Below are 24,697 nucleotides of genomic sequence, written 5' to 3' on the forward strand. Positions count from 1 at the left end.
TCGCTGACTGGGCTGTAGTATCTAATAAGATTTACTAATAATTTATCACTACTTCACTACCTCGTTCTTCATCTTTTACAACGGATAGAGACATAGGGATACGCTCTTGTAGTTCGTCTACGTGAGAGATAATACCTACTATCCTATTCTCTTTATGCAGATTGCTCAACGTCTCGAATACAATATTAACTGACTCACTATCCTGCGTACCGAACCCCTCATCTATAAAGAAGAAGTTTCTATCTGACTTAGACAGACTCTGTACACTCTCTGCTAATGCTAACGCTAGAGATAAAGACACCTGAAAACTCTGTCCTCCTGATAAGGTCTTCACACTTCTCGCTTTCCCATTGTTCAAATAATCTATGATCTCAAACTCATTCGCTTCATTTAACTGTAAGCTCAATTGGTTATTCGTCAATCGATGGAAACGAGCATTCGCCATATCGCATAAGTTCTTTAAATAGATAGCTGACACATAGTTTACAAAACCAGCTCCACTAAACATCGTCAATAGTGTATTCAGATTCTTCACTCGTTTTTCTATTGCATCATACTGCTTCTGTAAGTTCTGCTTCTTCGCATAGTCTTTTTCTAAACGGTCTATTTCTCCTGCCAATTTAGCCACAGCCTCTGTCGCTTCTTTGACCTGTAGTTCTAACTTCGTTATTACTTCTTGCTGTTTAGCAAACTTCTCTTGATCAAAAGAAATACCTTCTAACTTCACTTCTAAAGTACTCACTGCATTACGGACTACCTCTAGTTGTACTTCGAATGCTTGTATTTGTTCTCTACGTTCTACAACATTAATCTGCTTATCCAACACACTACGCACTTCCTCTACAGATTGTACTTGATGATTGACTAATAAAGCTTTAATCTGCTCGTTAAACTGATCAACAGCTACTTTCAGTTCATTTAATTCTACCTGTACACTATTCCTCTCTGTCTGTAAGCTTGCCAACTTAGGAGACATCATCTGATATTGGTTCGTTAGATCTTTATAGCGTTGTTCTACTAAGGTTACATTAGCTTCTCGTTGTTGTACTTGTTGTACTAATAAAGTCTCCTCTAAACTTAGATAGGTCTCTATCTGCAATCTTATAATCTGTGTACTCTTAGACTTGATCTCACTCTCTAGACTTGCACCTTCTACTTCTATCGCATTTAGTTCTTTGGTAAACTTATCTACATGTCCTCTGTGCTGTTCTACTTCTTTTCCTACTGTAGCAAACTGTGCTTCCAGAGATTCTACTTGCTTATTCGCTAACTCAGCTCTTTGTTTTAACTCAATAAACTGTGCTTCATTCCCCTTTTCTATCACAGTCCAAACAAAGTTCTGCTGATGAGAGACTAACTCCTGTTGGAAGTGTTGTTCTCTCTGCTGGCTTTCTTGCCATTGTGTTGTTAAGAGTTTCTTCTTATCAAAAAGACCAGTAGCTTTTCTTTCATACTTCTTTAAGCGCTCTTGTTTATCCTTTATATCACTTAGACGAAGTTCACACTGCTGTATAGCAGAAGACACATCGTCTCCCTGAAGAATATGAGGGTGATGTGCAGAACCACATAAAGGACAAGGTTGCCCCTCGTGAAGCTCATTAGCGTACTGTACTAACTGTTGTGCTACTCTATGATTGCGCAACTCTACTTCTATCGTATTAATCTCTTGTTCAAAGTGATTTCTATACTTCTCTATCTCTTGTTCCCAATGATTGATATCCTTTAACTTTAGACCTAAGATATCCTTTTCTACTATTTGTAACTCTGTCTGTAGTGCATTCATATGCTGTTGCACATCTTGAATCCCTTTGTGAATAAAAGATTGCTGACCGAACCATGCCTCTATAGCCATCAGCATCGTTGTATCTACTCTAGCTGTTTTGGCAGTATTTAGTTCTATCTCCTTTTGTGCTAAAGCAAGTTTGCTCCCTTCTAATGCCTTCTCAGCATCTACTACAAAAGACTTTCCTTTGTGATAACGCTCTAATAAGGCCTCCTTAGCGAGATTAGCTTTCTTGATTTCTTTGATCAAATTCAACTCATACAACTCTGCTTTGAGGTGTTCTAAACCTGCATACTGTTGTTCTGCTACTTTGAGCTCATCTGTCACTTTCTTAAACTGGCTTTGTAGCTCTGTAGTTTCTTTTATCAATGTAGCTAATCGAGCCTCTCGATTCACTGCCTTATCAGCTGTCTTTTGTTGTTCTAACAGCACAGTAGAGAATGCTTTATCTAATTGCTCATACTGAGACAATTCGTTCTTCTGGGCAGTTATCTCAGGTAACTTCACTTCTAATGAACCTAACTCTGATTTCTTTATTGCCAAGGCTTCGAAGTCATCCTTCACTGCTTTGACCTTCTGATAACTATCGTTTTCTTCCTTAAAATTCTTATTCAGTAGGTTAAAATTCTCAGTCTCCTGTAGGTGTAGCGCCTTCTGCTCTGCTATCTGCTCCGTTGTGACTTGGCTAAAGCTCTTTAGCTCTCCTTCTATTATATTCAGACTCTCCTTAGTCGAGCTATATAATCGTTTAGTCTTATCAGCAAGGTCAAAACGATCTAAGCTGAATATCTCTTGCATCATCTTCGTTCTGTCCTTCCCTCCTAATTCTATAAACTCTCTGAATTTCCCTTGTGGGATAATGATAGTACGCTTAAAGTTCTCGTAGCTCAGCCCCACTACTTCCTGTATATTCAACTCTTTCTGTGGTACCCAGATACCATCTTCATCCTTATACAGTGTTGCCTCACCTCTCTTTACATCATCGAAGCGCTTAGAGTTTCTTCTAAACTCTCTATAGATGCGGTATTTCTCATCTTTAAAATTATAAAACTCAAAGTCTATTACCGAACGGTCAGACTTTAGGTTCATCATATTATATGCACGGTTATCACGAGAGTTCATACGCTCTGTCTCTCCGTAAAGCCCAAAAGAAATAGCTTCTAAAATAGAAGACTTTCCCGATCCGACCTTACCGAATATACCGAATAACCCTGCTTCTATAAGACTGGTGAAATCAATAACTTGTTTTTCTTGATAAGAATACAGTCCTTCTATCGTTAACTTAATTGGTATCATACTGCTCTAATCTAAAATCTCGTTAAACAAATCCATCAACTCCTCATTAGGCTCTTGTCCCTTATTGCGCTGTTTAAAGTAATCTCTAAACAATCCTTGCATATCTTGCTCTAAGTTTACCTGTTTTACATTCGCTTGTTCTCCTTTATCCCCCAATGTTACTTGTGGAATAATCGTAATAATACCATCATGAGCAGTGTATAACCTCTTGATATCATCTCCATTTAAGAAGGTATCACTTACTATGGTTAACTCCACTAGATGATACGGATTTGCTACTAACCACTCTACAGCATCATCTACACTATTAAACTTCACTCGTGACAGCTGTCTTCCACTCTCTAGTGCCACCTTCGTATAGGTAATAGGTTTGCCAGCTTCTGCCTCTAAGATCATCACATACTTCTGCTGACCTGCTTCACTAAAACTATAACTCAATGGGCTACCCGAATAGACTACAGGTCTATCTTCTACCCCCACCTGATGTGCTCTATGTAAATGCCCAAGTGCCGTGTACTGCACTTGCTCTGGAATAATGTCACTGTATATAATATCTGCATTACCTACTTTCAGAGGCTTCTCCCCATCAGGTTCTTCTAATAACTCTCCATTTCGGTTCATCATATACAGATGCGAGATCAATAGATTCACCCCTTTAGTCTTACAATACTTATCTGCTAAAGCTTGCCAACTCTCTCCTAACACCTCATTAAGAGCTGCTCCTTTATCTTCTGTGTCTAATGCTTTCTTTAGCCTTACCTCATTCGCATAAGGAGTGTGTAATATGCGTATCGGTTGTTTAAATCGATCTAATCTCAATTCAAAAAAACCATTTGTTGACTTCGATATTTTAAACTGATTTTCTATCTCAAAAGGAGTCACCTCAGCATGAGGCAGTCCTACTAAGATAATCCCGCACTCTCGTGCTAACGGATCTGGTGCGTCTATACGCTCAGGGCTATCGTGATTACCAGCTATAGCGATAACAGGTCTCTCTCCGTTCTTCGCTAAGCGTTTAAGTGTTTTATAAAATAATTCTACAGCCTCTACTGGAGGGTTAAACGTATCAAATAAATCTCCTGCTACTAAGACTACATCCACTGCTTCGCGTTCTGCTATCTCGCAGATTTCGTCTAGCACTATACGCTGTTCGTCTAGGCGGCTAAAGTTATCTAATCTCTTCCCTAAGTGCCAGTCGGCTGTATGTAGAATCTTCAATCCCATGTATCTTTCTTTGTTTTCTAGTGCCTCAAAGATACTAACTATATAGAGGTTTCTCGGTCTATTTTAGGATTAGCTTCCTCATTTTTTTTGTCTCAAAACCGATGATACAAAAGAATTATAGCGACTTTCTTCCACGTGATTCCATATTGCTAACCTTGTGATAGGATAGTGATGGGCTATTTTTAGCACTTTTAAGCCGACCAAATGCCCATCACTAGCCGACCACATGCCGACCACCCTATCTAAAATGGCAGTAAAAAGACATTATAACTTTGTTTTATGTTTAATACTTACTAAGGTGATTCTCTACTCGTATAAAATAAAACAGCCCATTCATACACTGTATAAATGGGCTGTTCATATTTATAAATCAACTATAGGTACTTATATCTCGCATCCTTCTGGGCCACATGCTGCCGCATCACTACCACCTTTCATTTCGAATTTAGGTTGGCTTTCTTGGAATGCTTGTGTCAGTGCTTCTACAAAAGACTCTGTAGGTTGAGCTCCTGATACACCGTATTTTCTATCTAATACGAAGAATGGCACTCCTGATATTCCTAGAGCACGTGCTTCTGTAATATCCGCTGTCACCTCATCTAGCTGTTCGTCAGTAGCTAAGAACGCTTTTACTTCTTCTGCATTTAGTCCTATCTGCTCTGCTAGTGCTACTAATACTGCTATATCCCCTACATTTTTTCCATCTGTAAAGTGAGCTTTAAACACTACTTCTTTAGCCTCATTCCCTTTTCCTTGTAACTGTGCGAAGTGTACAAAGCGATGAGCTCTAATCGTATTCACAGGAATAGATTGGTCTTGATTAAACTCGATACCTACTGCTTTACCTGCTTGTTTTAAGTTCTCTAGCATTCCTTGTATCTGTTGCTCTGGCATACCTTTGCGTTTAGCTAGATATTCTTTAGTAGACATGTCTAACCCTTCTACTGGTAGATCTGGATCTAGCTGAAAGCTCTTCCACTCTACTTCTATCTTATCTGCGAAAGGCAACTGTACCAACGCATTTTCAAAATTCTTCTTTCCGACGTAACAAAACGGACACATGATGTCCGACCATATCTCTACTTTCATATCTTATCTTTTTAAATGAGGAGCTACCTCAATAACTCTATACTCAAAGATACTATTAAAACACCCTAATACCTGTCTCCTTAACAATAATTAAATAGTTTCCTAAAGGGAAGTGCATGTATTTTTATACCTTTACTCTTATGGGAAAAACAGTCATCTTTATCGGTTGTATCATCGTCATCATAGGTCTATTGATACAGTTCACTTCGTTTAATCTGGATTGGTTTGGCAAGTTACCTGGCGATATCCGTATCCAGCGCCCAGGTTTTTCATTCTTTATGCCGATTACCTCTATGATTATCGTATCTGTAGTAGGCACAGGATTACTATGGCTATACAGAAAATTCTTTAGCTGATAAAGGATTACTTCACCCAATCTATAAACACTATTGCTACAATAATTTTATTACTTTTGTATAACAGCAGTTATGCTATATCTATAAACAATAATACAATACTAAAGATGAGAAGATTAACTATTAAAAATGTTGGCCCTATTAAATCAATAACTATTGATTTAAAACGCATTAATGTTTTGATAGGACTTCAAAGCTCAGGTAAAAGTACTATTAACAAGATAGCGTGTTATTGTTCTTGGGTTGAAAAAGAAATTTTCAGTAACCAATCTGCTGAAAACTTTCAGAAAGAAGGATACTTTGAAAATAACTTAGTAGAATTTCATAAACTTGAAGGTTTTTTATCTTCTAAATCGACTATTGAATTTGAAACATCTATTCTAAAATTCACTTATTCGAAAAAAGACAACTCTTTTATTTTTAATTGGAAAACTGAAAATCACATAGTTGGATATAAAAGAATCAAGACTTTATATATTCCAACAGAACGAAATATTGTTGCTGTTATCCCTAATTGGTTTGATATCAAGCTTGACAATTCTAACTTAAGAAGCTTTCTATCAGATTGGCAAGAAGCAAGAAATTTATATAGTAAAACCAATTTTTCTATTTTAAATCTAGGTATAAACTACAAGTATAATCAAGAATTAAATATTGATGAACTAACTTTAGAACAAGAAAATAAAAAGATAAACTTTAGAAATGCTTCTAGTGGTTTACATTCACTTGTTCCATTATATACATTAATAGAGTATAGTACTAAAGGAGTTTTTGAAAATTATATTAAAGGTAGTGTAAAACAATCACTAAATAAACTTAATTCCATATCACAGTACATAGATTTCTATCGTAAAACACTTAAGAAAGAGATTGAAAATAGAGTTAACTTACATAGTATTAGAGATATGATACTAAATGATTTAAATATAGATGGTAAAACTATGCACTCTGAGTTAAGTAATGAACTAGATATTCTTCTTAAACAAAAAATTGAAAAAGAAGTAGAAAAAATAGTAACGAACAAAGAATTGACAGAAGAAATCAATAATAAAGTTAAAGATAAGTTCATCGATAATGTAAATACCCTGAACTTTAATAATATTGATTATGATAATATTGATTATGATCTGTTAGAACAAATCATTATACCTCAACAATCTAATATCTTCTTAGAAGAACCAGAAGTAAACTTATTTCCTGTTACTCAAAGAGAATTAGTCAAATACCTAGTTAAATCAACCTATCACAATGCTGAAGGTAGAGAACACAGCTTGTTCCTTACTACGCATAGTCCTTATATACTGACGACTCTGAATAACCTTATCTATGCGAATGACTGTGCTAATGTAAACAAAGACGAAGTAAGCAAAATCTTAGGTGAAGAATATTGGGTTAACTTTAATGATGTGGGAGTATGGTTTGTTAAAGATGGTGGGATAGAAGATATATTAGATTATGAAGAAAGACAGATTGATGCTGTTAGAATAGACGAGGTATCTCAGCTGTTAAATAATGAGTTTGATAATCTATTAGATACACAGTACCATGAAGTTTAATGAGAAATACTATTCCTTAAAGCAACATATCTACTGTGATGATAATCGTAAAACTTTATCTTTAGAAGAGACTAAAGGTGTTAAGTACATCGGTACTAATAAAAATGCGATAGAGTATACCGTATATAGAGTAGACAAAGGACTCATTAATACAAATGAAACGAAACAATGTGACTTTGCTATCTATGTACCATCATCGGATTCTGTCCGTCTGATAGAACTAAAAGGAGGAAATATAGATGATGGAGTTGAGCAGTTAATACAGACAATAGATGTATTAATCAAACGCCCTAATATTTCTGTTACTAAACTATATGCGATACTAGTAGCTAAGAAATTTAATACACCTGCATTACTTACGACTAAAATGAAAAAACTAAAAACACTAGTAAAATCATATAAAGGAGAAGTAATCCCTAAAAGTATTAAACACGAAGAACCTATAAACTAACAAAGGAGACTAATATGATTTAGTCTCCTTTGTTAGTTATTATGAATTACTTCACCCAGTCGTTCTTACCTGCGATACCTCCTGATACAATCAAAGTAATAGACATCACTAATAAAAACATCAAGGACATAGACCAAGACTGTGTCACATCGAATAATGCTCCAAATACTGGTGGTCCACATGCTGCGATTAGGTATCCGATAGACTGTGCCATACCTGATAATTCTGCTGCTTGGGTAGTGCTACTTGTACGCAATACGAAGAATAGCATCGATAAACTAAAGGCTAATCCACTCGCTGTTCCGATTAATACACACCATAGCGCGATCATATTTACCTTAAAGATCAATAAGCCTGCTATCCCAATAGCAAACAATACTCCTGTACCGATAGCTAGCAGCTTCTGATTAGATAACTTACTCGCTATGATAGCACCGATGAATGTCATAGGCAACTGTGCGAACTGCATATAAGACAATAACCATCCTGCATCTTCTTTAGGTATACCCCATGTGATAGCCACTTTAGGTAACCATGCTGCTAAACAGTAGAACAGTAGAGACTGTACTCCCATAAATACTGTAACTGCCCAAGCTAACTTAGACGAGTACATATTTACTTTCTTCTCTTCTGTGAAGCCTCTATTACTTCCTTCGATTGCTTGTTTCTTTTTTACTTGAGGAAGCCAAATCAATATAGTCGCGATACTCAGTACTAACCATACTCCTATCGAACCTTTCCATCCCATCTCTGTGAATTTACCCAAGCTGATACTAAACCCTGCTGCTAACGCTGCTGTAAGGTTCATAGCTACTGAATATATTCCCATCATGGTACCTACATTCTTCTGATAATTACTTTTGATATAAGCTGGCATCAATACGTTACCTACTGTAATCGCTATCCCTACTAAGGCTGCTCCTAAAAACAACGTAACTAGACTACCATAAGGTCTAATGACTAATCCTATACTCAATAGAATCAATGATCCTAATAATACAAGCTCCATACCGTATCTACGTGAGATCTTTGGCACCATACTAGATAAGAATCCGAATGCCATTAAGGGTATCGTCGTTACTAATCCTGCTGTAGTGTTAGACAGAGCCAGTGATTTACTTATCTCTGATATAACAGGTCCTACAGATGTAAGTGGAGCTCTTAGATTAGAAGCAATAAATATGATACCTAACAACATCAGTAATTTCTTCATTTTAGATATCTCTTCTATCTTATTTTCCATTGTTATTTAATTTATTATTTACACATTGTTATTTCTAGGTGCAAAATTAAATGATTATAAATGTTTATATTCGCCATAAATCATAACTAAAACGACAAGAATGGATACATCACAATTAGTCGATCAAGTTGGAAAGAAAGGTTTTTCTTGGCATGCTGAGCTTTGGAAACACAACAATGAGTTTCACCATCATAAGAAAGCTCAACTCGTCTATGTAGAATCAGGATATCAACATCTACATGTAGAGTCGTGCCAATTCTTATTACCTCAGAATCACGTGGCCTATATCCCATCCAATATGCCACATAAGACTACGCATGCGTCTGAGCATATCTCTCTGCATACACTATACTTCGATGTAGATGACTTACCTCCGTTTTATGATGAATTATACCTATTCTCTATACCTAGTGTGCTAAGAGAAATGATTATGTACACTGAGAAGTGGTCTATGAATATGGAATATGAGGAGAGTGAACAGACGTTCTTAAGAGCAATATTGTTAGAATTGCCTTCTTTTGTACAGAATGCTGTACCTCTTATCACTCCCGTACCACGTACCAATGCACTACTAGAAGTAACTGCTTATATACATAAACATTATCGATCTACTATCACTATAGATGAGTTAGCTCAACTGTCTTTTATGAGTATTCGTACCTTAGAACGTCAGTTCAAGAAAGAAACAGGTATCAGTATCGCTAAATATATACAGATGGCACGTATCATCAAGTCAATAGAACTGCTGAGTGAAGGGCAATATACTATCAATGAGATAGCATTACTCGTAGGGTATAACAGTGCCCAGTCTTACAGTAATGTATTCACTAAACTGATGGGACAACGCCCTACTGAGTTTATACAACATACATTCACGCTATAACCTATATCCTATCGTCTATGAAAGATATTATCTCTCTACTACAAAAACAGAAACAAGATATAATCGTAGAGCTAAAACATGGTGATACTACTAATCAATACCTAATAGCCCAATTAGACAAGTCTATCTCTTGGCTAACGATGGTAGAAGATCATCAATTAGACACGGTTAAGCACTATGATATACATGCTCTACCTGATACTACTCATGGTATGTCTTATTATCATCTGATGATAGACTGTGAAAGTAGTGACCCTGTAGATTGGGTAGAATATACTCCTCATAATCGTCCTATAGAGATGTGTATGGGAGATATCATTATAGTCAAGAAATAAAAAAAGTCGGTTTATAACAAACCGACTTTTTTGTATAATCTTCTTGTAATTAGTTTACAAGTGGTAAGAAACCATATTCTTTAGTATAACGCAACATTTGCTCTTCAAATGATTTAGGTTGTTCGATTACATAATCAGTCACCTCTCCTTTATCATTCTTCACTGGTACAATGTATGGGTTTACAAATCCTCTATATGGAGCAGAGTTAAACTTAGCATTACGCTCTAAAACTTCTTTGTGGATAGCTTGATCTACTTTCACACCATAAGTCTCTACTAACGCTTGTCCTGCTTTATAATCACCTTCAGATTTGATACGTTGAGTCTCTTTTAAAAGTTGTCCGAATAGATCGTGTAACTTATCATAATCCGTAATATTATAATATGTCTTACCATCGCGAACTACTTTCTCAATTACATTATCTTTCTTCCCTTTTTCGAATACCCAAGCACTCACCCATTGGCGGTTACGCATGTGAGCTTCTTCGATATCAGCACCTGGCTCTAAGCGCACTAACTGCGTCATTAATCCGTTACGGATATATCCATCATAAGCTGCTTTACCTACTGACTTCCAATCGTCAACTAATCCTAACTCTTGTAACTTAGGATTGTATAAATAGAATAGACCCACTAAATCAGCACGTCCTTCTTCTAATGTAGAAGCATAACTCTTCAGTGTTTCTTTTGGTTGTCCTACTCCTTTGTTGATTTGTCCAGATGCATGTCCGATTACCTCGTGAAGAGCTGTGTGTAGCTTATCTGCTAACTCACCATATTTCTCCTCTAATTGTAATTCTTCCTCATCGTGAACGAACTCTTTTAACTTATCCGAACCACCTGCATGATTATATGCATCGATAATATTACCTAAAGAGATAGACTTAGAACCGTGTTCTGCTCTAATCCAGTCTGCATTCGGTAAGTTCACTCCGATAGGTGTACTTGGCGATGCGTCACCAGACTCAGACGCTACGATCACTGTCTTATACGATACTCCTGTTACATTTTTCTTTTTATGCTCTGCCATTAATGGAGAGTTATCCTCGAACCACTGTGCTTCTTTAGAAAGAACAGCCATCTTCTTAGACATATCAAAATCGTTGATTTGAACAACGCTTTCGTAAGATCCTTTATGTCCTAATGGGTCTGCATATACTTCGATAAATCCACTGTTGTAATCAATATTTCCTTTAGTAGCTTTCACCCATGCAACGTTATAATCATCCCAAAGTTGAAGATCTCCAGTTTGGTAATATTTGATTAATAACTTAAGCGCATCTGCTTGCTCTTGATTCTCTGCAACTGTAACAGCTTTTTCTAACCAAAAGATGATTTGATCAATAGCTGCTCCATACATTCCACCACTCTTCCATACTTTCTCTACTAACTTACCATTCTCCTTTACTACTTTAGAGTTTAGTCCTGTAGATAATGGACGGTGTGGGTCTGGACTCTTCATCGCATTATAGAATGCCTCTACCTCATCTTCTGTAATCCCTTCTCCATAGAAGTTGACTGCAGATCCTTTTACAAGACCTTTCGCTAAATCAAGATTTACTTTTTTACTATCTACATTATTAAATAGAACATTCGCTACATTCTGATCTAATGTAGTATTAGTCTCTTTTAATAAAATAGAGAAATAAGCTTGAGAGAATCCAGGTTTTATCTTTTCGTTAGAGTAATGGTGGTGAATACCATTAGAGAACCATACTCTCTTCACATACGTCACGAACTCTTTCCAATCCTCTGATTCTTTGTCTCCTTTATAGTTTTCGTAAATATTCTCTAATGCTTTACGAATAGTCAAATTGTGTTTATAATTCTGATCCCAGATGATATCACGTCCAGCATACCCTGCCTGACTTAGATAATACACTAATTCTTTTTCTTTTAATGTTAGATCGTCCCATCCAGGTACTTGATATCTCAATACTTCGATATCTCCAAACTGATCCACACTGTAATCAAACTTTTCTGTTGTAGTCACTTCGCTTGCTCCTTTTTCTGCCTCTTTCTTGTCTCCACATGATAATAACATAGCGGAAGCCAATACGATACAGGCCATTGTATTTAATTTCATATTGTAGTTTTTTACCGTCTTTTGACAAATATATAAAATATTGCACTGAACGACTCTACTAATTCTCATTCAAAATTAGGAATCTAAAAAATTATCTCTTACTTCTTTAGATAATCATCTACAAAATGAGTCTCTGAATTAGGATTTTCAAATTTGTCTTGATTGTATTCTTTTGATTTATTTTTAGGAATGGTTAAAGACTTCCACTCTTCATTGCGTATCATCTTTCCGATAAATACAATCTGTCCTATATGATAAGGGTAATGTGCTAACTGTCGGTATAAAGCTTCTGCTACCGTATGGTTTTGGTTCCTGATATTCACTACTGTATTAATATTCTCTTCATTAATACTATCTATGGTACTGAAGAGAACATTCCATGCCTTGTCCCAATTCGTTATAAGTTCATGTCTGTCATAAACTCCATCTGCGAACTCATCATCTCTGTTTCTCCATGACTTCTCTCCATCTTCTGTAAAAAAGTTAGTAAAACGAGAAAGCAGATTACCTGTGATATGGCGCATTAACATCGCTATAGAGTTACTCTCTACATTGACCATTTGATTTAATTCATCTTGAGATAGAACTAAAACCGTTTTATCTACGATCATTCTATAGTACTCGAATTGCTTGCGAATACCCTCTAATTCTTGTATAGTCATAATATAAATTGTATTGAGTTAATATTTTTTGTTGTAGTCAATATTTGACCTATTGCAATTTAAAGTTTATAGACCATACCATTCGTTTATGAGCAAAAAAAAATAACCCGAAGGTTATTTTTTCTTTACTAAGGGATGATTTAACCCCTTAACATTATTGTTAATTACATCGTATGTCTTTAGATGTTTAAAAAGCTCTGTCAAGTTTCTAAAGCCATAATCTCTAGCATCAAAACTAGGATTAAGCTTACGAAGGTTACCTCCTACTGTAGCGATATAAGCTTCTACCTCTTCATCTACAGACATATCGAAGGCTTTATCTATCAGTCTATACTCTTTCTTAGTCAATGATTTAGTATCGTCATCATCTGTGGTCTCTACCTTTTTAGCATTGCCATTCGCTTCTTTGACTGCTGTAGTTGCTTTAGGCATTAAGGTTTCACAGTAAGTAAATATCTCACATGACTGAACGAAAGCATTCGGAGTCTTCTTCTCTCCTACTCCCATCACGAAAATACCTTCTTCTCTGATACGCTTAGCTAAACCAGTATAGTCACTGTCACTAGATACGATACAGAATCCATCTACCATCTTAGCATGCAGAATATCCATAGCATCTATGATGAGTGAACTATCGGTAGAGTTCTTTCCACTAGTATAATTAAACTTCTGTATAGGCGAAAATGACAAGTCATTCAGTAATTCCTTCCAGCTATTCATTTGCGGTGTTGTCCAATCTCCATAAATACGACGGACAGTCACCTTCCCATATTTAGAAACTTCTTCTAAAATCTTATCCAACAACTTAGCTTGAGCATTGTCCCCATCCACTAAGATTGCAATGTTGTTATTTTGTTTTTCCATCATATTTTCCTTTTCGAAAGCTCTAAAATACAAAAAATAGAACTACGTAAAGGGCATTGATGTCCAAAACATCTGTTAATAATTGATTTCTTTAATCAATTAATCTAAAAGTTCCTGTTACGAACTGACTTTCACGTTTGTGATCAGCTCCATCATAAGACCAAAAAGCAGTTACTTCTCCTGTCTTCGTATTGATGATTTGACTAACTGTAAAGCCATCTTGTTCTATCCAGTTCAGAAAGTGTAAGTCCTCTCCAAGTGCTTTGTAGCTCATTTTCTCATCGCCTTCATTTACCGCTCCATTCTCACCTACTGTACTCCAGTGTAAGGTATCTGTACTCGTGTACTCAATAGTAGCTTTCATCTCTGGGAACTGTATTTCTGCTTTATGCCCAATTAAGGTACTAGTGTGGCTAGCACTAGTACTTTCTGCTATTTCTGATGGAATAGATTCTTTCTCTGTCTTTGACTGACATGCTCCTACTGACAACGCTATTGCCAATGAAGCTATTATTATTTTGTTGTTCATTGTTCTATAATTTTAAAGCAAAATTAAATTGCTCTAAGATCAAAAACATTGAACTAGTTCAATAATTATTATTTTTTCTTACTGCGTATTTTACTCAAAAACTCTTGGGAAATACCAAGATAAGAAGCTATCTGAATATTAGTTAAACGCTGTACCAAGGACGGATAACGCTTACAGAAATCTTCATACTCTGCAGTAGCATCCATTGATAACTTATTTACAATGCGACGTTGAAGAGCGATACACTCCTGCTGAGTCATCCTTCTATAGATCTTTTCTAAGATAGGTATTTCATCATAGAGCGCTTCTTTGCGTTCTTTCTTTATGAGTAATACTTCGCTATCTTCTAAAGCTTGTATAAATATCTTAGATGGTCGTTCATAATTATAACTTTCTAGATCTGCTAACCACCAATCTTCTATAGAAAAATGTATGATGTGTTCTTCTCCTTTTTCGTCCAAACAGTATTCTTTAAAACATCCTTGTACTACAAAGGCTTCGAAGTCACATACAGCACCCGCTGTTAATAGATAGTCTTTCTTCTTTACATAAACAGTCTGAAAAGAAGAAAGTATTAATTCCTTCTCTTGTTGTGTTAATGTAACGCCTTTGCGTTCAAAATTATCTATTAATGAGGCTTTATTCATATTATTTATTTTTGAATCCATTTACCTTCTTTAGGCGCTTCGTAAGCTTTCATCTTTTCTAAAAGCTCTTCTACCTCATCAGCTACCACAATCATATCTTTATTAATCTCTTTTAAGAACCCCATAACTACCATCGTATCTATCATTTCTAATAGAGGATTATAGAATCCATCTATGTTTAATAAGGCTATAGGCTTTTTGTGTAATCCTAATTGAGCCCATGTTAGCATTTCAAAGAATTCTTCTAAGGTACCATATCCACCAGGCATTGTGATTACACCATCAGATAATTCGTCCATTTTAGCTTTGCGTTCATGCATAGTTTCAACCATAATTAACTCTGTTAATCCCTTATGGCCTAACTCTACATCTGCCAAAAAACTAGGTAATACACCGATAACTTCACCATTCTCCTTAAGAACACCATCAGCTACTGCTCCCATTAATCCCACTTTAGCGCCTCCGTATACAAGCCCGATATGATGTTTAGCTAATTGTTCTCCTAATGTAAAAGCTTGTTCATAATAAATATCCTTAGTACCTGAACTAGAACCACAAAACACTGTATATCTCATTTATAATAATTTTAAATAGTAAAATAAAAAACTGAATATCAATAAATTACAAATAAAAATAAATATTTTATATAAAATAAAACATTTTTTGTTGTAACATTTTACTCAAAAGTATGACTATTATATAAACCTTAATCAATTATTAGAAATAAACTTAACGAAAGAACTATTATGAAATTCAAATTAAGTGTTATCCTTTTCCTTACCATGGTTTGCTCTATTTATGCGCAACAAAAAGGAAAAATCACAGGAGCGATTTTTGACAAATCAATTAATCAATCCGTTCCTTATGCAACTGTCTCTATTAAAGATGGAGAGACTATTGTAACAGGTGCTATGTCTGATGACAATGGAAAATTCGAATTAACTGTTCCTCAAAAAAAATATACACTAGAAGTACAGTTTATCGGTTACCAAACATATACTAAAGAATTTGAGTTAACTGAGGCTACTTATAACTTCGGTACGATTAACTTATCTCCTGAGGCGACAACTTTAGAAGGAGTTAATATTATCGCTGAATCATCTACGATAGAACAAAAGATAGATAGAAAAGTAATCAATGTAGGTAAAGACTTAACTACTGCTGGTGCTACTGCTGGTGAGATTATGAATAATATCCCATCTGTAAATGTGGATAAAGATGGTAAGATATCTCTAAGAGGAAATGAGAATGTACGTATCCTTATCGATGGGCGTCCTACTAATATGTCTTCTGAACAAGTATTAAAACAAATTCCTTCTACTTCTATTAAGAGCATTGAGTTAATCACTAACCCAAGTGCTAAGTATAATCCTGAAGGAATGTCAGGTATTATCAATATCGTGTTACACAAAAATACAATGGACGGCTTTAATGGTTCTGTAGACACAGGAGTTACATTTGCTCATACTGTTAAGAATACTAACTCTATCAATGCTAACTATAGACAAGGTAAGTTAAACTTCTTCGCTAATGGTAGCTACTCGTATGGAAAATATAAAAATGACGGGGATATGCTACGTACGGATATTATGTCTCCTACAGAGATTCGTATGAATAATAAGAACAAGAACTACTTCTATAAAGTAGGTATGGATTATTATATCAACGATAACAATACATTGTCATTCTATACTAACCAAAGTACAAATGATAGAACAACAGATATGGATAACGCGACTACATATCCTAAGAACTTATTCGAAGATATCTTCCAAAAAACTGTTTATGATGGAGATAATAGATATAGTGCGTATAACTTAGCTTATAAACATCTATTTGAGAAAAAAGGTCATACTTTAGATATCGAAGGAAACTTTAGTCGTAACAAATCTACAAATGACGGAGATTACAATACGATTATAGGTAAAAATCCTAACCAATTATATCAAGATAGAAACAATGATAAAAGTGATTTAACAACAATCAACATTGATTATGTAAATCCTTTAAACGATCATACTAAATTAGAAGTAGGAGCAGAAGCTAGAATTTCTAGAGCAGATAACAACTTTGATTCTAACAATCCTTTGATTCCTGAGAAGAATAAAAAGATTAACAATGAATACAACCAAGATATCTTCTCTGCTTATGTAACCTTTGGTCAAACTTATGGTAAGTTTAACTACCAAGTAGGAACAAGATTAGAAAGCTATAAAGTAGAATCTAAATTAGGAGGAACAACTACTTTTAAAGATGACTACGTTACCTTATATCCGTCTGTATACTTAGGGTATTCTATGACAGATAACGATATGTTTAACTTAAGTTATAGTAGACGTGTAGATAGACCTAGTATTTCTCAGACTAACCCTGTTAGACAATTCTCTACTCCATTAATGACAATGGTAGGTAATCCTGAATTAAAACCACAGTTTACGAACTCTGTAGAATTAAATTACACAAGAATGTTTAATAACAAAAGTAGTGTGACTGCTGGAGTGTACTATAGAAAGATCAATAAAGAAATCAACCACGTTATCTACGATGACCCAGACAATGATAACCCAAATGCTTTATTAATGACTTTTGATAACTATAAGTCTAATGATGCTTATGGATTTGAACTTTCTGCTAATATCAAATTAACTCCATGGTGGGATATGCAACCTGGTATTGATTTCTCTAGTATTAAACAGACTGGTTTTGTATCTCAGTTAAACAGTACGACAAATCAAATGGATTTTATCGAACGCGATATTACTGCTAGTGCATTCAATGCTCGTTTAAACAGTAACTTCAAAGCGACTAAAAACTTAAGATTTAACTTATTCGGATTCTATAGAGGTCCCGTAGATGGTATCACAATGGACTCTAAAGAGATGTATAAAATAGATGCTGGAGCTAGATACTCTTTACTTGAAAACAAATTAAGTATCAGTGCAAGATTCAATGATATCTTCAATACTATGAAGTTCAAATACAGTTCTCAGTACCCTTATGCTTCTAATGGACAATTTACATGGGAAAGTAGATCAGTTTACATCGGAGTAAACTATATGTTCGGAGGAGGAAAAGGACGTGCATTACAAAGAAAGAACAGAGATTCGAATACAAAAGAAAGTGGAGGTGCTGGAGGATTATTCTAAAAAGCTCCCCTACCAACCAATCAACAACAACTTTTTTCAATTATTGCTAAAAAAGCTGTTACCTTAAATGGTAACAGCTTTTTACTTTTAATATCTATCTGTGCTTCTCTAAGAACTGTAATACACTAAACATTGCTTTATTTCTAACTTCTTTTTTCGAGAGAAATAAGTCATGCATTCCATCCTCTATTACAGCTTTCTCTACACGATATCCTATCTTACTACCTATCTTCTCAATATCTTTTACATTCAAGACGATATCTGATGTCATAGAAATAGCAGTCCATTTTGAAGTACTTCCAGACTTATCGCTATACATTAGTAGAATAGGAAAGTCTTCATGCAATACTACCTCCTGAATTAACTCCTGTGTATGTTGCACTGCTAATATCCAACTATAGTATACAGCAAAAGGATTTATTGGTTTCCACTCTTTCTTGTACTCCCATTCTCCTTCATGATCTTTATGCAATGTCTTACCATATAACTCAGGCATCTGCTCTGCATTAGCAAAGATATCCTTACTCACTTTACTCCTAGCAACACTCCCCATAAAAGGCTTTACATAGAAAGGTACATTAAAATCAAAGAAAGGAGAATTTAATATTAGTCCTGATAACCTTTCTTTTAACAACCCAAACATAGCATAATACGTTGCTAATAGTCCCCCAGTACTATGCCCTAATAAAAATAGTTGGGTATCTCTATTTTCCTTTAGAATATACTCTATTCCATAATCAATATCAGGAAAGTACTCTCGCATCGACTTACAATAATTCGGATGCTGATGAGGCAATAACGAACGACCATACTTACGCAAATCTATTGCATAGAAGTTTACTCCATGCTCATTAAAATAATCCATCAAGTGTATCTGAAAGAAGTAATCACAAAATCCGTGTATATACAGAATAGTCTGCTTATGCTCTTTCTTATTTCCTCTTGATTCTATTAATGTGGTGATTACTTTCCCTTCATAATCATTCTCAAAGGGATGTTGATGTGTTATATATTTATCAAATGTCAAATGTAAATTCATAGTATCCTTATTTAAAGTTTACTTATCCTTCATTACTCACTTTATTTGATGTCTACACATGCTATAATAAAGGAGAGAACAAACGAATAAAACTGTTTTTAAGACGTTGTTTCCAAGATCTCTTATTCCACCTGTGTAACTCTAGTTTAATAGAATCTCTACAATCTCTATCAAACATTTTTTTCATTTTACGTGCAAACGCTTCATCATAAACCACAACATTCACCTCGAAATTCAAGTCAAAGCTACGATGATCTAAATTACATGTACCTATAGAACTCACTCCTGCATCTGTAACAAAGGTCTTCGCGTGGATAAATCCTTTCTTATATAAATAAATCTCTACACCAAACTCTAATAACTCTTGAAAATAGGACTCCGAAGCCCATTTCACGATATTAGAATCTGTAATTCCAGGCAGTATCATTCTAACGCGCTTACCACTTAATGCAGCCATTTTGATAGCTAGTTGTAATGATTCGTCAGGTATATAATATGGCGTAGTGATGCAGATCTCTTTTTCAGCAGTTTGTATCGCTTTTAAGACACTATATAGAATAGAAGGTACATCTGAGTCAGGTCCAGACGAAATAACCTGTAACGGCACTCCTATCTCATCATTATCATGAATAGGAAAATACTTCTCATCAAAGGCTAAGTCTTGCTTACTACAGAAATTCCAATCTGCCAAAAAGATATATTGTAACCCATAAGCTCCCGAACCTTTTATTCTAATATGCGTATCCCTCCAAAAATACTGATTAGAATCTTTCTTACGGTTATCGTAGCGATCAGAGATATTTATCCCCCCTGTATAAGCTATCGTTCCATCTATCACCACTATTTTGCGGTGATTTCGATAATTCATACGGTTAGCAAAAGCTAATAGAATAATCTTATTAAAGGGATAGGCTTCGACTCCATTCGCACGAAGATTGCGGACAATATTCTTTCGAATGCTTTTACACCCAAAGTCATCATAGATAAAACGTACCTTAACCCCCTCCTTTACTTTATTGATCAGGATACTTTCTATCTCCTTACCGATATCATTATTCTCATAAATATAATACTCGATATGAATCGTACTTTTAGCTGCTTTTAAGTCTTCTATTAGTCTTGGAAAGAACTCTTCTCCATTCTCTAATATTTCGGCTTTATTATCCACTAATAATGGACCTTCTCCCATAGTCGCACTAGACAACATCTTAATGAAAGAACGATTCCTTTGTACAATAGGGTTTCCTTGTTGTCTCTGATCTAGGTGAATGTCATTTAGACGTTTTGTTAATTTAGTGCTATACTCATCATTTACCTTAAGCTTCTTAGAATACATCTTTCTTCGTCGATAATTGATCCCAAAAGAAAAATAAAATAAAATACCAAAGATAGGCACAAAGAAAACTAACAACAGATAAGCTAATGTCTTCGAGATAGAGTCTGTATCATAGATAATGCGTACAGCCACAGCAATAGCTATAATAAAATATACTATCTCCAAATAGATAAACCAATCTGCTTGAACTCTCAAAAACATACTTCAGCGTATTTTTAATAATAACCTTTCTATATAAGTTAGATTTAGGTTATCTAAAAGTAAAAAATAAAAAGCAGTTAGAAGAGCATTTAGTACACAAAGTATTTGAAAACAAAAAAGTCTCCCTTTAAGGGGAGACTTTTGAGCCGATGGAGGGACTCGAACCCACGACCTGCTGATTACAAATCAGCTGCTCTAGCCAGCTGAGCTACACCGGCAAAATGAATGCCTGCAATACAATATTAAAACATTTGAGCCGATGGAGGGACTCGAACCCACGACCTGCTGATTACAAATCAGCTGCTCTAGCCAGCTGAGCTACACCGGCGACTCAATGTATTGCAATATTTAATCTTCAAAAAATTATTGAGCCGATGGAGGGACTCGAACCCACGACCTGCTGATTACAAATCAGCTGCTCTAGCCAGCTGAGCTACACCGGCGACTCAATATTATTGTAATACTAATCTCTTTTAAAACTTTTGAGCCGATGGAGGGACTCGAACCCACGACCTGCTGATTACAAATCAGCTGCTCTAGCCAGCTGAGCTACACCGGCGACTCAAAGTATTACAATATCAATTTTTCAAAAAACATCTGAGCCGATGGAGGGACTCGAACCCACGACCTGCTGATTACAAATCAGCTGCTCTAGCCAGCTGAGCTACACCGGCGACTCATTTTGCGAGTGCAAAGATAGCATGGTTTTTCAATCTTGCAACACAAAATGTATCTTTTTTAAATCTTTTTTTCGATTACATTGCGTTGATTTTTTCAACTAATTGACCTGCAACATCTTCTAGTTTTTTATAAACTCCTTTAAAATGTGCTTTTTTATTCTCAACGTTTTTTGCATTCACTGCTCCGATTAATTCATCGAAAGAAACAAACGCTTCTTCAAGTAATGCGTTAGTCTCTGCAGTTGGTCCTCCAGTTGTCATTTCTTGAATATAAATTGCTTGGATGATATCACCTAATACATAGTGAATATCTTTTTTTAGGTTTCTTACGCTTGCCATAATTTCCTTTATTTAGTATTAATTTTACGCAAATCTACAATATAAAAATGGGGTATACTACTCTTTTAAGAAACAAATATCTCTAAGATTGTAGCCTCACCACTTAAACTTATTTGTGTTACTGCTGCTGGTATTAGCACAGTTTGTCCACATCGTATAGAATACACTTCGTCACCTAATGTGATCTCTCCTTCTCCTTCTGTACACACATATAGATAGAATCTAGAAGCATCCTTCTCTTTGTGATAACTTCCTTTTAGAGGTATATAATTCACTGAGAAGAATGGACACGCTACTATTTCGTTAGATACATTCGCATCTTTAGTATAAGTCAACTCTACTTCTTTCTTATCATAGTTGATAGCATCTAGTGCCATATCGATATGGAGTTCTCTAGAATTACCCGAAGCATCTAGTCTATCCCAGTCATATACTCTATAAGTAATATCTGAAGTCTGCTGAATCTCAGCTAATAATACACCAGCCCCAATAGCATGGATAGTACCTGTCTCGATGAAGAATACATCTCCTTTCTTTACAGGTATCTCTTTTAATATAGAAGGCAATGTCTTAGCCTCTAAATGATGTAGATAGTCCTCTTGAGTCACTCCATCTTTAAAGTCTACTACTATTCTTGCATTTTCATCCGTTTGCATCACATACCACATCTCAGTCTTTCCAAAAGACCCATGGCGCTTCTGAGCTAAATCATCATTCGGATGTAACTGTATAGATAAATCTTCTTTTGCGTCTAGAAACTTAAACAAAAGAGGAAACTTCTTATCAAAACGGTTTATAATATAATCACCTAAGATTTCTTCAGGAAACTTCTGAATTAAATCATTTAAACTTAATCCTTCATATACCCCATTTGCGACAACGCTTACATCAGAAGATACACCAGAAATCTCCCAGCTCTCTCCTACCTCATTTGAATCAATATCTTTACCAAGTATTGATTTTAACTTCGTTCCTCCCCAAATTCTGTCTTTCAGAATCGGTTGAAATAGTATCGGATATTGTTTAAAACCCATATATTAATCACTTCTATTAAAAATAAGCTATTGCTTATCTATCTTTCCCAATCGCTATAAAAAACGAGGGTGCAAGTTACAACTTTTCCCATTAGCATACCCTATAATTAATAATCTCCTTTAAAAGAAACAAAGTTTCTAGCAGTTTCATACAATATCACTTCTAACTCTTTATCATTATTAATAAAAGGTCTTAATTTTTGCCATATCACTACTGCGATATTTTCTGCCGTAGGGATCAACTCTAAAAACTCTGGTACATCTAAATTCAAGTTTTTATGATCAAAGTTCTCTTCTATCTCCGATTTTATTAAATCTGATAGTTCTTTTAAATCCATCACAAATCCTGTCTCTGGATCTAGCTCTCCTGTTACCTGAACAATTAATTCATAATTGTGTCCATGGTAGTTAGGATTATTACATTTACCAAAAACAAGTTGGTTCTTCTCTTCTGACCATTCTTTTCTATGCAAGCGATGTGCTGCATTAAAGTGAGCTTTTCTACTAACAGTTAACCTCATACTATTATTTTTTTTGAGCTTCTATAAAATGATAAAACTTAGAAAAAATGATTTTAAACCAAGCTGTATATATATTAGGATTAGCCTCCATATCTTCCTTTATCCCTTCTATAGACATCCATTTCCATGCCTCTACTTCTTCTAGGTTGATATTTGGTTCATCATCGTAATATCCAATCATCACATGATCAAACTCATGCTCTGTCAGACCATTGTCAAATGGGGCTTTATAGATAAAACTAAAAACATCTTTTAGGGGCACTTCGAACCCCATTTCTTCCATTAATCTACGTCTACCAGCCTCTATATTTGTTTCGCCTACACGTTGATGACTACAACAAGTATTAGTCCACAATAAAGGCGAGTGATACTTTTCTAAAGCACGTTGTTGTAACATTACTTCATTATTTTTATTCAAAATAAAAACAGAAAATGCACGATGTAACAAAGCTTTTTCATGAGCTTCTATCTTTTCCATTACTCCTACTTGTTCATCTTGTTCATTTACTAATACCACTAACTCTTCTTTCATACCTAATAATTTATATCAACCTCAAAAATACAAAAAAGATACGGTTAAACTAATCTCTTTATCAGATAGCATCGTTATAAACCTGTCTTTATACTATAATATTCATTTATAAACGACTACACTGCCTCTTTTGTTATCTACTCCCTCGTTTTACCTTTCAATACTATTCATATGCAGTGCTTTTCCTTCTAGCTACTTCTACTGATTCTTCAACTATTTCTACTTATTTTTTGACTACTTTTGTACAAATGACAATTAGAAAATGGAAAGACAAATCAAACTTATTTGGGATTTTAAAGGGCCTGCTGGAGAAAAAACAGCCGAACATCACGTAATACATCTTAAAGAGTATGTCGCTATAGAACAACTACCTATCTTTATCATAGACTATACAGTACTAGCACCAGAGCATACTATCGCGTATATGGTAGTCAATGATGAGCAAATGAGACAACTAAGAGATATCCTAAAACCACATCGAGGAGAGCTATACGAATAGACCGCATCTGTGAATACATATATCAAGAGGTAACTTATTACATAGGTTACCTCTTTCTTTTTTACAACTCAGTACATCTTTTAACTATTAAGAAAAAGGACACTATTTTTTTTAATATTCGAATCTATATTTCACTTTTATAAGTACTTTTTCATGTTCTGAAAGGTCTTTTTTTCTATTCTATCTCCTCAATAAGAGCAAAGATCTGTCTTATAAAAAAAAAGATGTACTTTTTTTTAGCCCTTAAAACAACACAAAACACTAACAAACAACAAGTTAAACAAAAAATATCCTTTATAAACACAAACACCCTCTATAGCATATCCCCTTATAATACAGGTGTTATAAGCAATTCGCTCGACAATT

The 24,697-nt window shown here is 35.1% G+C and carries 23 protein-coding genes and 5 tRNA genes; 7 read left to right on the plus strand and 21 right to left on the minus strand.

Annotated elements, in window-relative coordinates; all coding sequences use genetic code 11:
* Positions 1–34: 34 nt before the first annotated feature.
* From MYRA21_RS01780 to MYRA21_RS01790, 3 genes are all read right to left on the minus strand, one after another.
* Positions 35–3,079, minus strand: a complete 3,045-nt coding sequence (locus tag MYRA21_RS01780; protein WP_039328413.1) for an AAA family ATPase — start codon at positions 3,077–3,079, stop codon at positions 35–37.
* 6 nt (positions 3,080–3,085) lie between these two features.
* Positions 3,086–4,303 (minus strand): exonuclease SbcCD subunit D, encoded by a 1,218-nt coding sequence (locus MYRA21_RS01785; protein ID WP_039328416.1) that lies wholly within the window; start codon positions 4,301–4,303, stop codon positions 3,086–3,088.
* 384 nt (positions 4,304–4,687) lie between these two features.
* Positions 4,688–5,392, minus strand: a complete 705-nt coding sequence (locus tag MYRA21_RS01790) for a DsbA family oxidoreductase (RefSeq protein ID WP_039328418.1) — start codon at positions 5,390–5,392, stop codon at positions 4,688–4,690.
* Positions 5,393–5,532: 140 nt separating this feature from the next.
* Between MYRA21_RS01790 and MYRA21_RS01795 the strand changes: the two genes are divergently transcribed.
* The 3 genes from MYRA21_RS01795 to MYRA21_RS01805 all read left to right on the plus strand — a co-directional run bounded on the left by MYRA21_RS01795 (position 5,533) and on the right by MYRA21_RS01805 (position 7,755).
* Positions 5,533–5,748, plus strand: a complete 216-nt coding sequence (locus tag MYRA21_RS01795; RefSeq protein ID WP_230493145.1) for a DUF2905 domain-containing protein — start codon at positions 5,533–5,535, stop codon at positions 5,746–5,748.
* A 107-nt stretch (positions 5,749–5,855) separates the two neighbouring features.
* On the plus strand, positions 5,856–7,304 hold the full coding sequence (locus tag MYRA21_RS01800) for a hypothetical protein (RefSeq protein ID WP_039328420.1): 1,449 nt from the start codon (positions 5,856–5,858) through the stop codon (positions 7,302–7,304).
* Complete coding sequence (locus MYRA21_RS01805; protein WP_039328421.1) at positions 7,294–7,755, plus strand: hypothetical protein; 462 nt, start codon at positions 7,294–7,296, stop codon at positions 7,753–7,755. The genes MYRA21_RS01800 and MYRA21_RS01805 overlap by 11 nt, the downstream gene beginning before the upstream one ends.
* Positions 7,756–7,801: 46 nt before the next feature.
* Here the strand turns inward: MYRA21_RS01805 and MYRA21_RS01810 are convergent, their stop codons facing one another.
* On the minus strand, positions 7,802–8,998 hold the full coding sequence (locus MYRA21_RS01810; protein WP_006264399.1) for an MFS transporter: 1,197 nt from the start codon (positions 8,996–8,998) through the stop codon (positions 7,802–7,804).
* Between the two features lie 100 nt (positions 8,999–9,098).
* Between MYRA21_RS01810 and MYRA21_RS01815 the strand changes: the two genes are divergently transcribed.
* Both MYRA21_RS01815 and MYRA21_RS01820 read left to right on the plus strand, forming a co-directional pair.
* Entirely contained in the window at positions 9,099–9,881 is a 783-nt protein-coding gene (locus MYRA21_RS01815; RefSeq protein ID WP_006260192.1) for an AraC family transcriptional regulator, read from the plus strand.
* A 17-nt stretch (positions 9,882–9,898) separates the two neighbouring features.
* Positions 9,899–10,216 carry a hypothetical protein gene (locus MYRA21_RS01820; RefSeq protein ID WP_039328424.1) on the plus strand — a complete coding sequence of 106 codons (318 nt, stop codon included), beginning with the start codon at positions 9,899–9,901 and terminating at the stop codon, positions 10,214–10,216.
* A gap of 49 nt (positions 10,217–10,265) precedes the next feature.
* Here the strand turns inward: MYRA21_RS01820 and MYRA21_RS01825 are convergent, their stop codons facing one another.
* The 6 genes from MYRA21_RS01825 to MYRA21_RS01850 all read right to left on the minus strand — a co-directional run bounded on the left by MYRA21_RS01825 (position 10,266) and on the right by MYRA21_RS01850 (position 15,579).
* Positions 10,266–12,302, minus strand: a complete 2,037-nt coding sequence (locus MYRA21_RS01825; protein ID WP_039328426.1) for a dihydrofolate reductase — start codon at positions 12,300–12,302, stop codon at positions 10,266–10,268.
* 98 nt (positions 12,303–12,400) lie between these two features.
* Entirely contained in the window at positions 12,401–12,964 is a 564-nt protein-coding gene (locus MYRA21_RS01830; protein WP_039328428.1) for a DUF1572 family protein, read from the minus strand.
* Positions 12,965–13,078: 114 nt separating this feature from the next.
* Positions 13,079–13,831: an NYN domain-containing protein gene (locus MYRA21_RS01835; RefSeq protein ID WP_006260196.1), complete on the minus strand. Its 753-nt coding sequence runs from the start codon at positions 13,829–13,831 to the stop codon at positions 13,079–13,081.
* Between the two features lie 88 nt (positions 13,832–13,919).
* Positions 13,920–14,357: a hypothetical protein gene (locus tag MYRA21_RS01840; RefSeq protein WP_039328430.1), complete on the minus strand. Its 438-nt coding sequence runs from the start codon at positions 14,355–14,357 to the stop codon at positions 13,920–13,922.
* 68 nt (positions 14,358–14,425) lie between these two features.
* Positions 14,426–15,004, minus strand: coding sequence for a Crp/Fnr family transcriptional regulator (locus MYRA21_RS01845; protein ID WP_039330379.1), 579 nt, complete (start codon positions 15,002–15,004; stop codon positions 14,426–14,428).
* A 5-nt stretch (positions 15,005–15,009) separates the two neighbouring features.
* Positions 15,010–15,579, minus strand: a complete 570-nt coding sequence (locus MYRA21_RS01850) for a TIGR00730 family Rossman fold protein (RefSeq protein ID WP_039328432.1) — start codon at positions 15,577–15,579, stop codon at positions 15,010–15,012.
* Positions 15,580–15,750: 171 nt separating this feature from the next.
* Here MYRA21_RS01850 and MYRA21_RS01855 point away from each other — a divergent pair, with 171 nt between their 5' ends.
* Complete coding sequence (locus MYRA21_RS01855; protein WP_039328434.1) at positions 15,751–18,150, plus strand: outer membrane beta-barrel family protein; 2,400 nt, start codon at positions 15,751–15,753, stop codon at positions 18,148–18,150.
* Between the two features lie 94 nt (positions 18,151–18,244).
* On the opposite strand, the gene MYRA21_RS01860 is transcribed toward MYRA21_RS01855, so the two are convergent.
* The 11 genes from MYRA21_RS01860 to idi all read right to left on the minus strand — a co-directional run bounded on the left by MYRA21_RS01860 (position 18,245) and on the right by idi (position 23,832).
* Positions 18,245–19,189, minus strand: a complete 945-nt coding sequence (locus MYRA21_RS01860; protein WP_039328436.1) for an alpha/beta hydrolase — start codon at positions 19,187–19,189, stop codon at positions 18,245–18,247.
* A gap of 61 nt (positions 19,190–19,250) precedes the next feature.
* The gene (gene cls / locus MYRA21_RS01865) at positions 19,251–20,726 is read right to left on the minus strand and encodes a cardiolipin synthase (RefSeq protein WP_006260202.1); all 1,476 of its coding nucleotides are present in this window, start codon (positions 20,724–20,726) and stop codon (positions 19,251–19,253) included.
* A 144-nt stretch (positions 20,727–20,870) separates the two neighbouring features.
* A tRNA-Thr gene (locus MYRA21_RS01870) sits at positions 20,871–20,944 on the minus strand.
* A gap of 36 nt (positions 20,945–20,980) precedes the next feature.
* A tRNA-Thr gene (locus tag MYRA21_RS01875) sits at positions 20,981–21,054 on the minus strand.
* 41 nt (positions 21,055–21,095) lie between these two features.
* Positions 21,096–21,169: transfer RNA gene (locus MYRA21_RS01880), tRNA-Thr, on the minus strand.
* Positions 21,170–21,211: 42 nt separating this feature from the next.
* Positions 21,212–21,285 (minus strand) — tRNA-Thr (locus MYRA21_RS01885).
* 41 nt (positions 21,286–21,326) lie between these two features.
* A tRNA-Thr gene (locus MYRA21_RS01890) sits at positions 21,327–21,400 on the minus strand.
* Positions 21,401–21,481: 81 nt separating this feature from the next.
* Positions 21,482–21,745 (minus strand): hypothetical protein, encoded by a 264-nt coding sequence (locus tag MYRA21_RS01895; protein ID WP_006260203.1) that lies wholly within the window; start codon positions 21,743–21,745, stop codon positions 21,482–21,484.
* Between the two features lie 65 nt (positions 21,746–21,810).
* Positions 21,811–22,779, minus strand: coding sequence for a type I phosphomannose isomerase catalytic subunit (locus MYRA21_RS01900; RefSeq protein ID WP_006260204.1), 969 nt, complete (start codon positions 22,777–22,779; stop codon positions 21,811–21,813).
* 107 nt (positions 22,780–22,886) lie between these two features.
* Positions 22,887–23,300, minus strand: coding sequence for a 6-carboxytetrahydropterin synthase (locus MYRA21_RS01905; RefSeq protein ID WP_006260205.1), 414 nt, complete (start codon positions 23,298–23,300; stop codon positions 22,887–22,889).
* Positions 23,301–23,304: 4 nt separating this feature from the next.
* Positions 23,305–23,832, minus strand: coding sequence for an isopentenyl-diphosphate Delta-isomerase (gene idi, locus MYRA21_RS01910; protein WP_006260206.1), 528 nt, complete (start codon positions 23,830–23,832; stop codon positions 23,305–23,307).
* A gap of 262 nt (positions 23,833–24,094) precedes the next feature.
* Between idi and MYRA21_RS01915 the strand changes: the two genes are divergently transcribed.
* Complete coding sequence (locus MYRA21_RS01915; RefSeq protein WP_006260207.1) at positions 24,095–24,331, plus strand: hypothetical protein; 237 nt, start codon at positions 24,095–24,097, stop codon at positions 24,329–24,331.
* Positions 24,332–24,697 lie beyond the last annotated feature (366 nt).

Source organism: Myroides sp. A21 (assembly GCF_000807225.1).
Classification (GTDB): domain Bacteria; phylum Bacteroidota; class Bacteroidia; order Flavobacteriales; family Flavobacteriaceae; genus Flavobacterium; species Flavobacterium odoratimimum.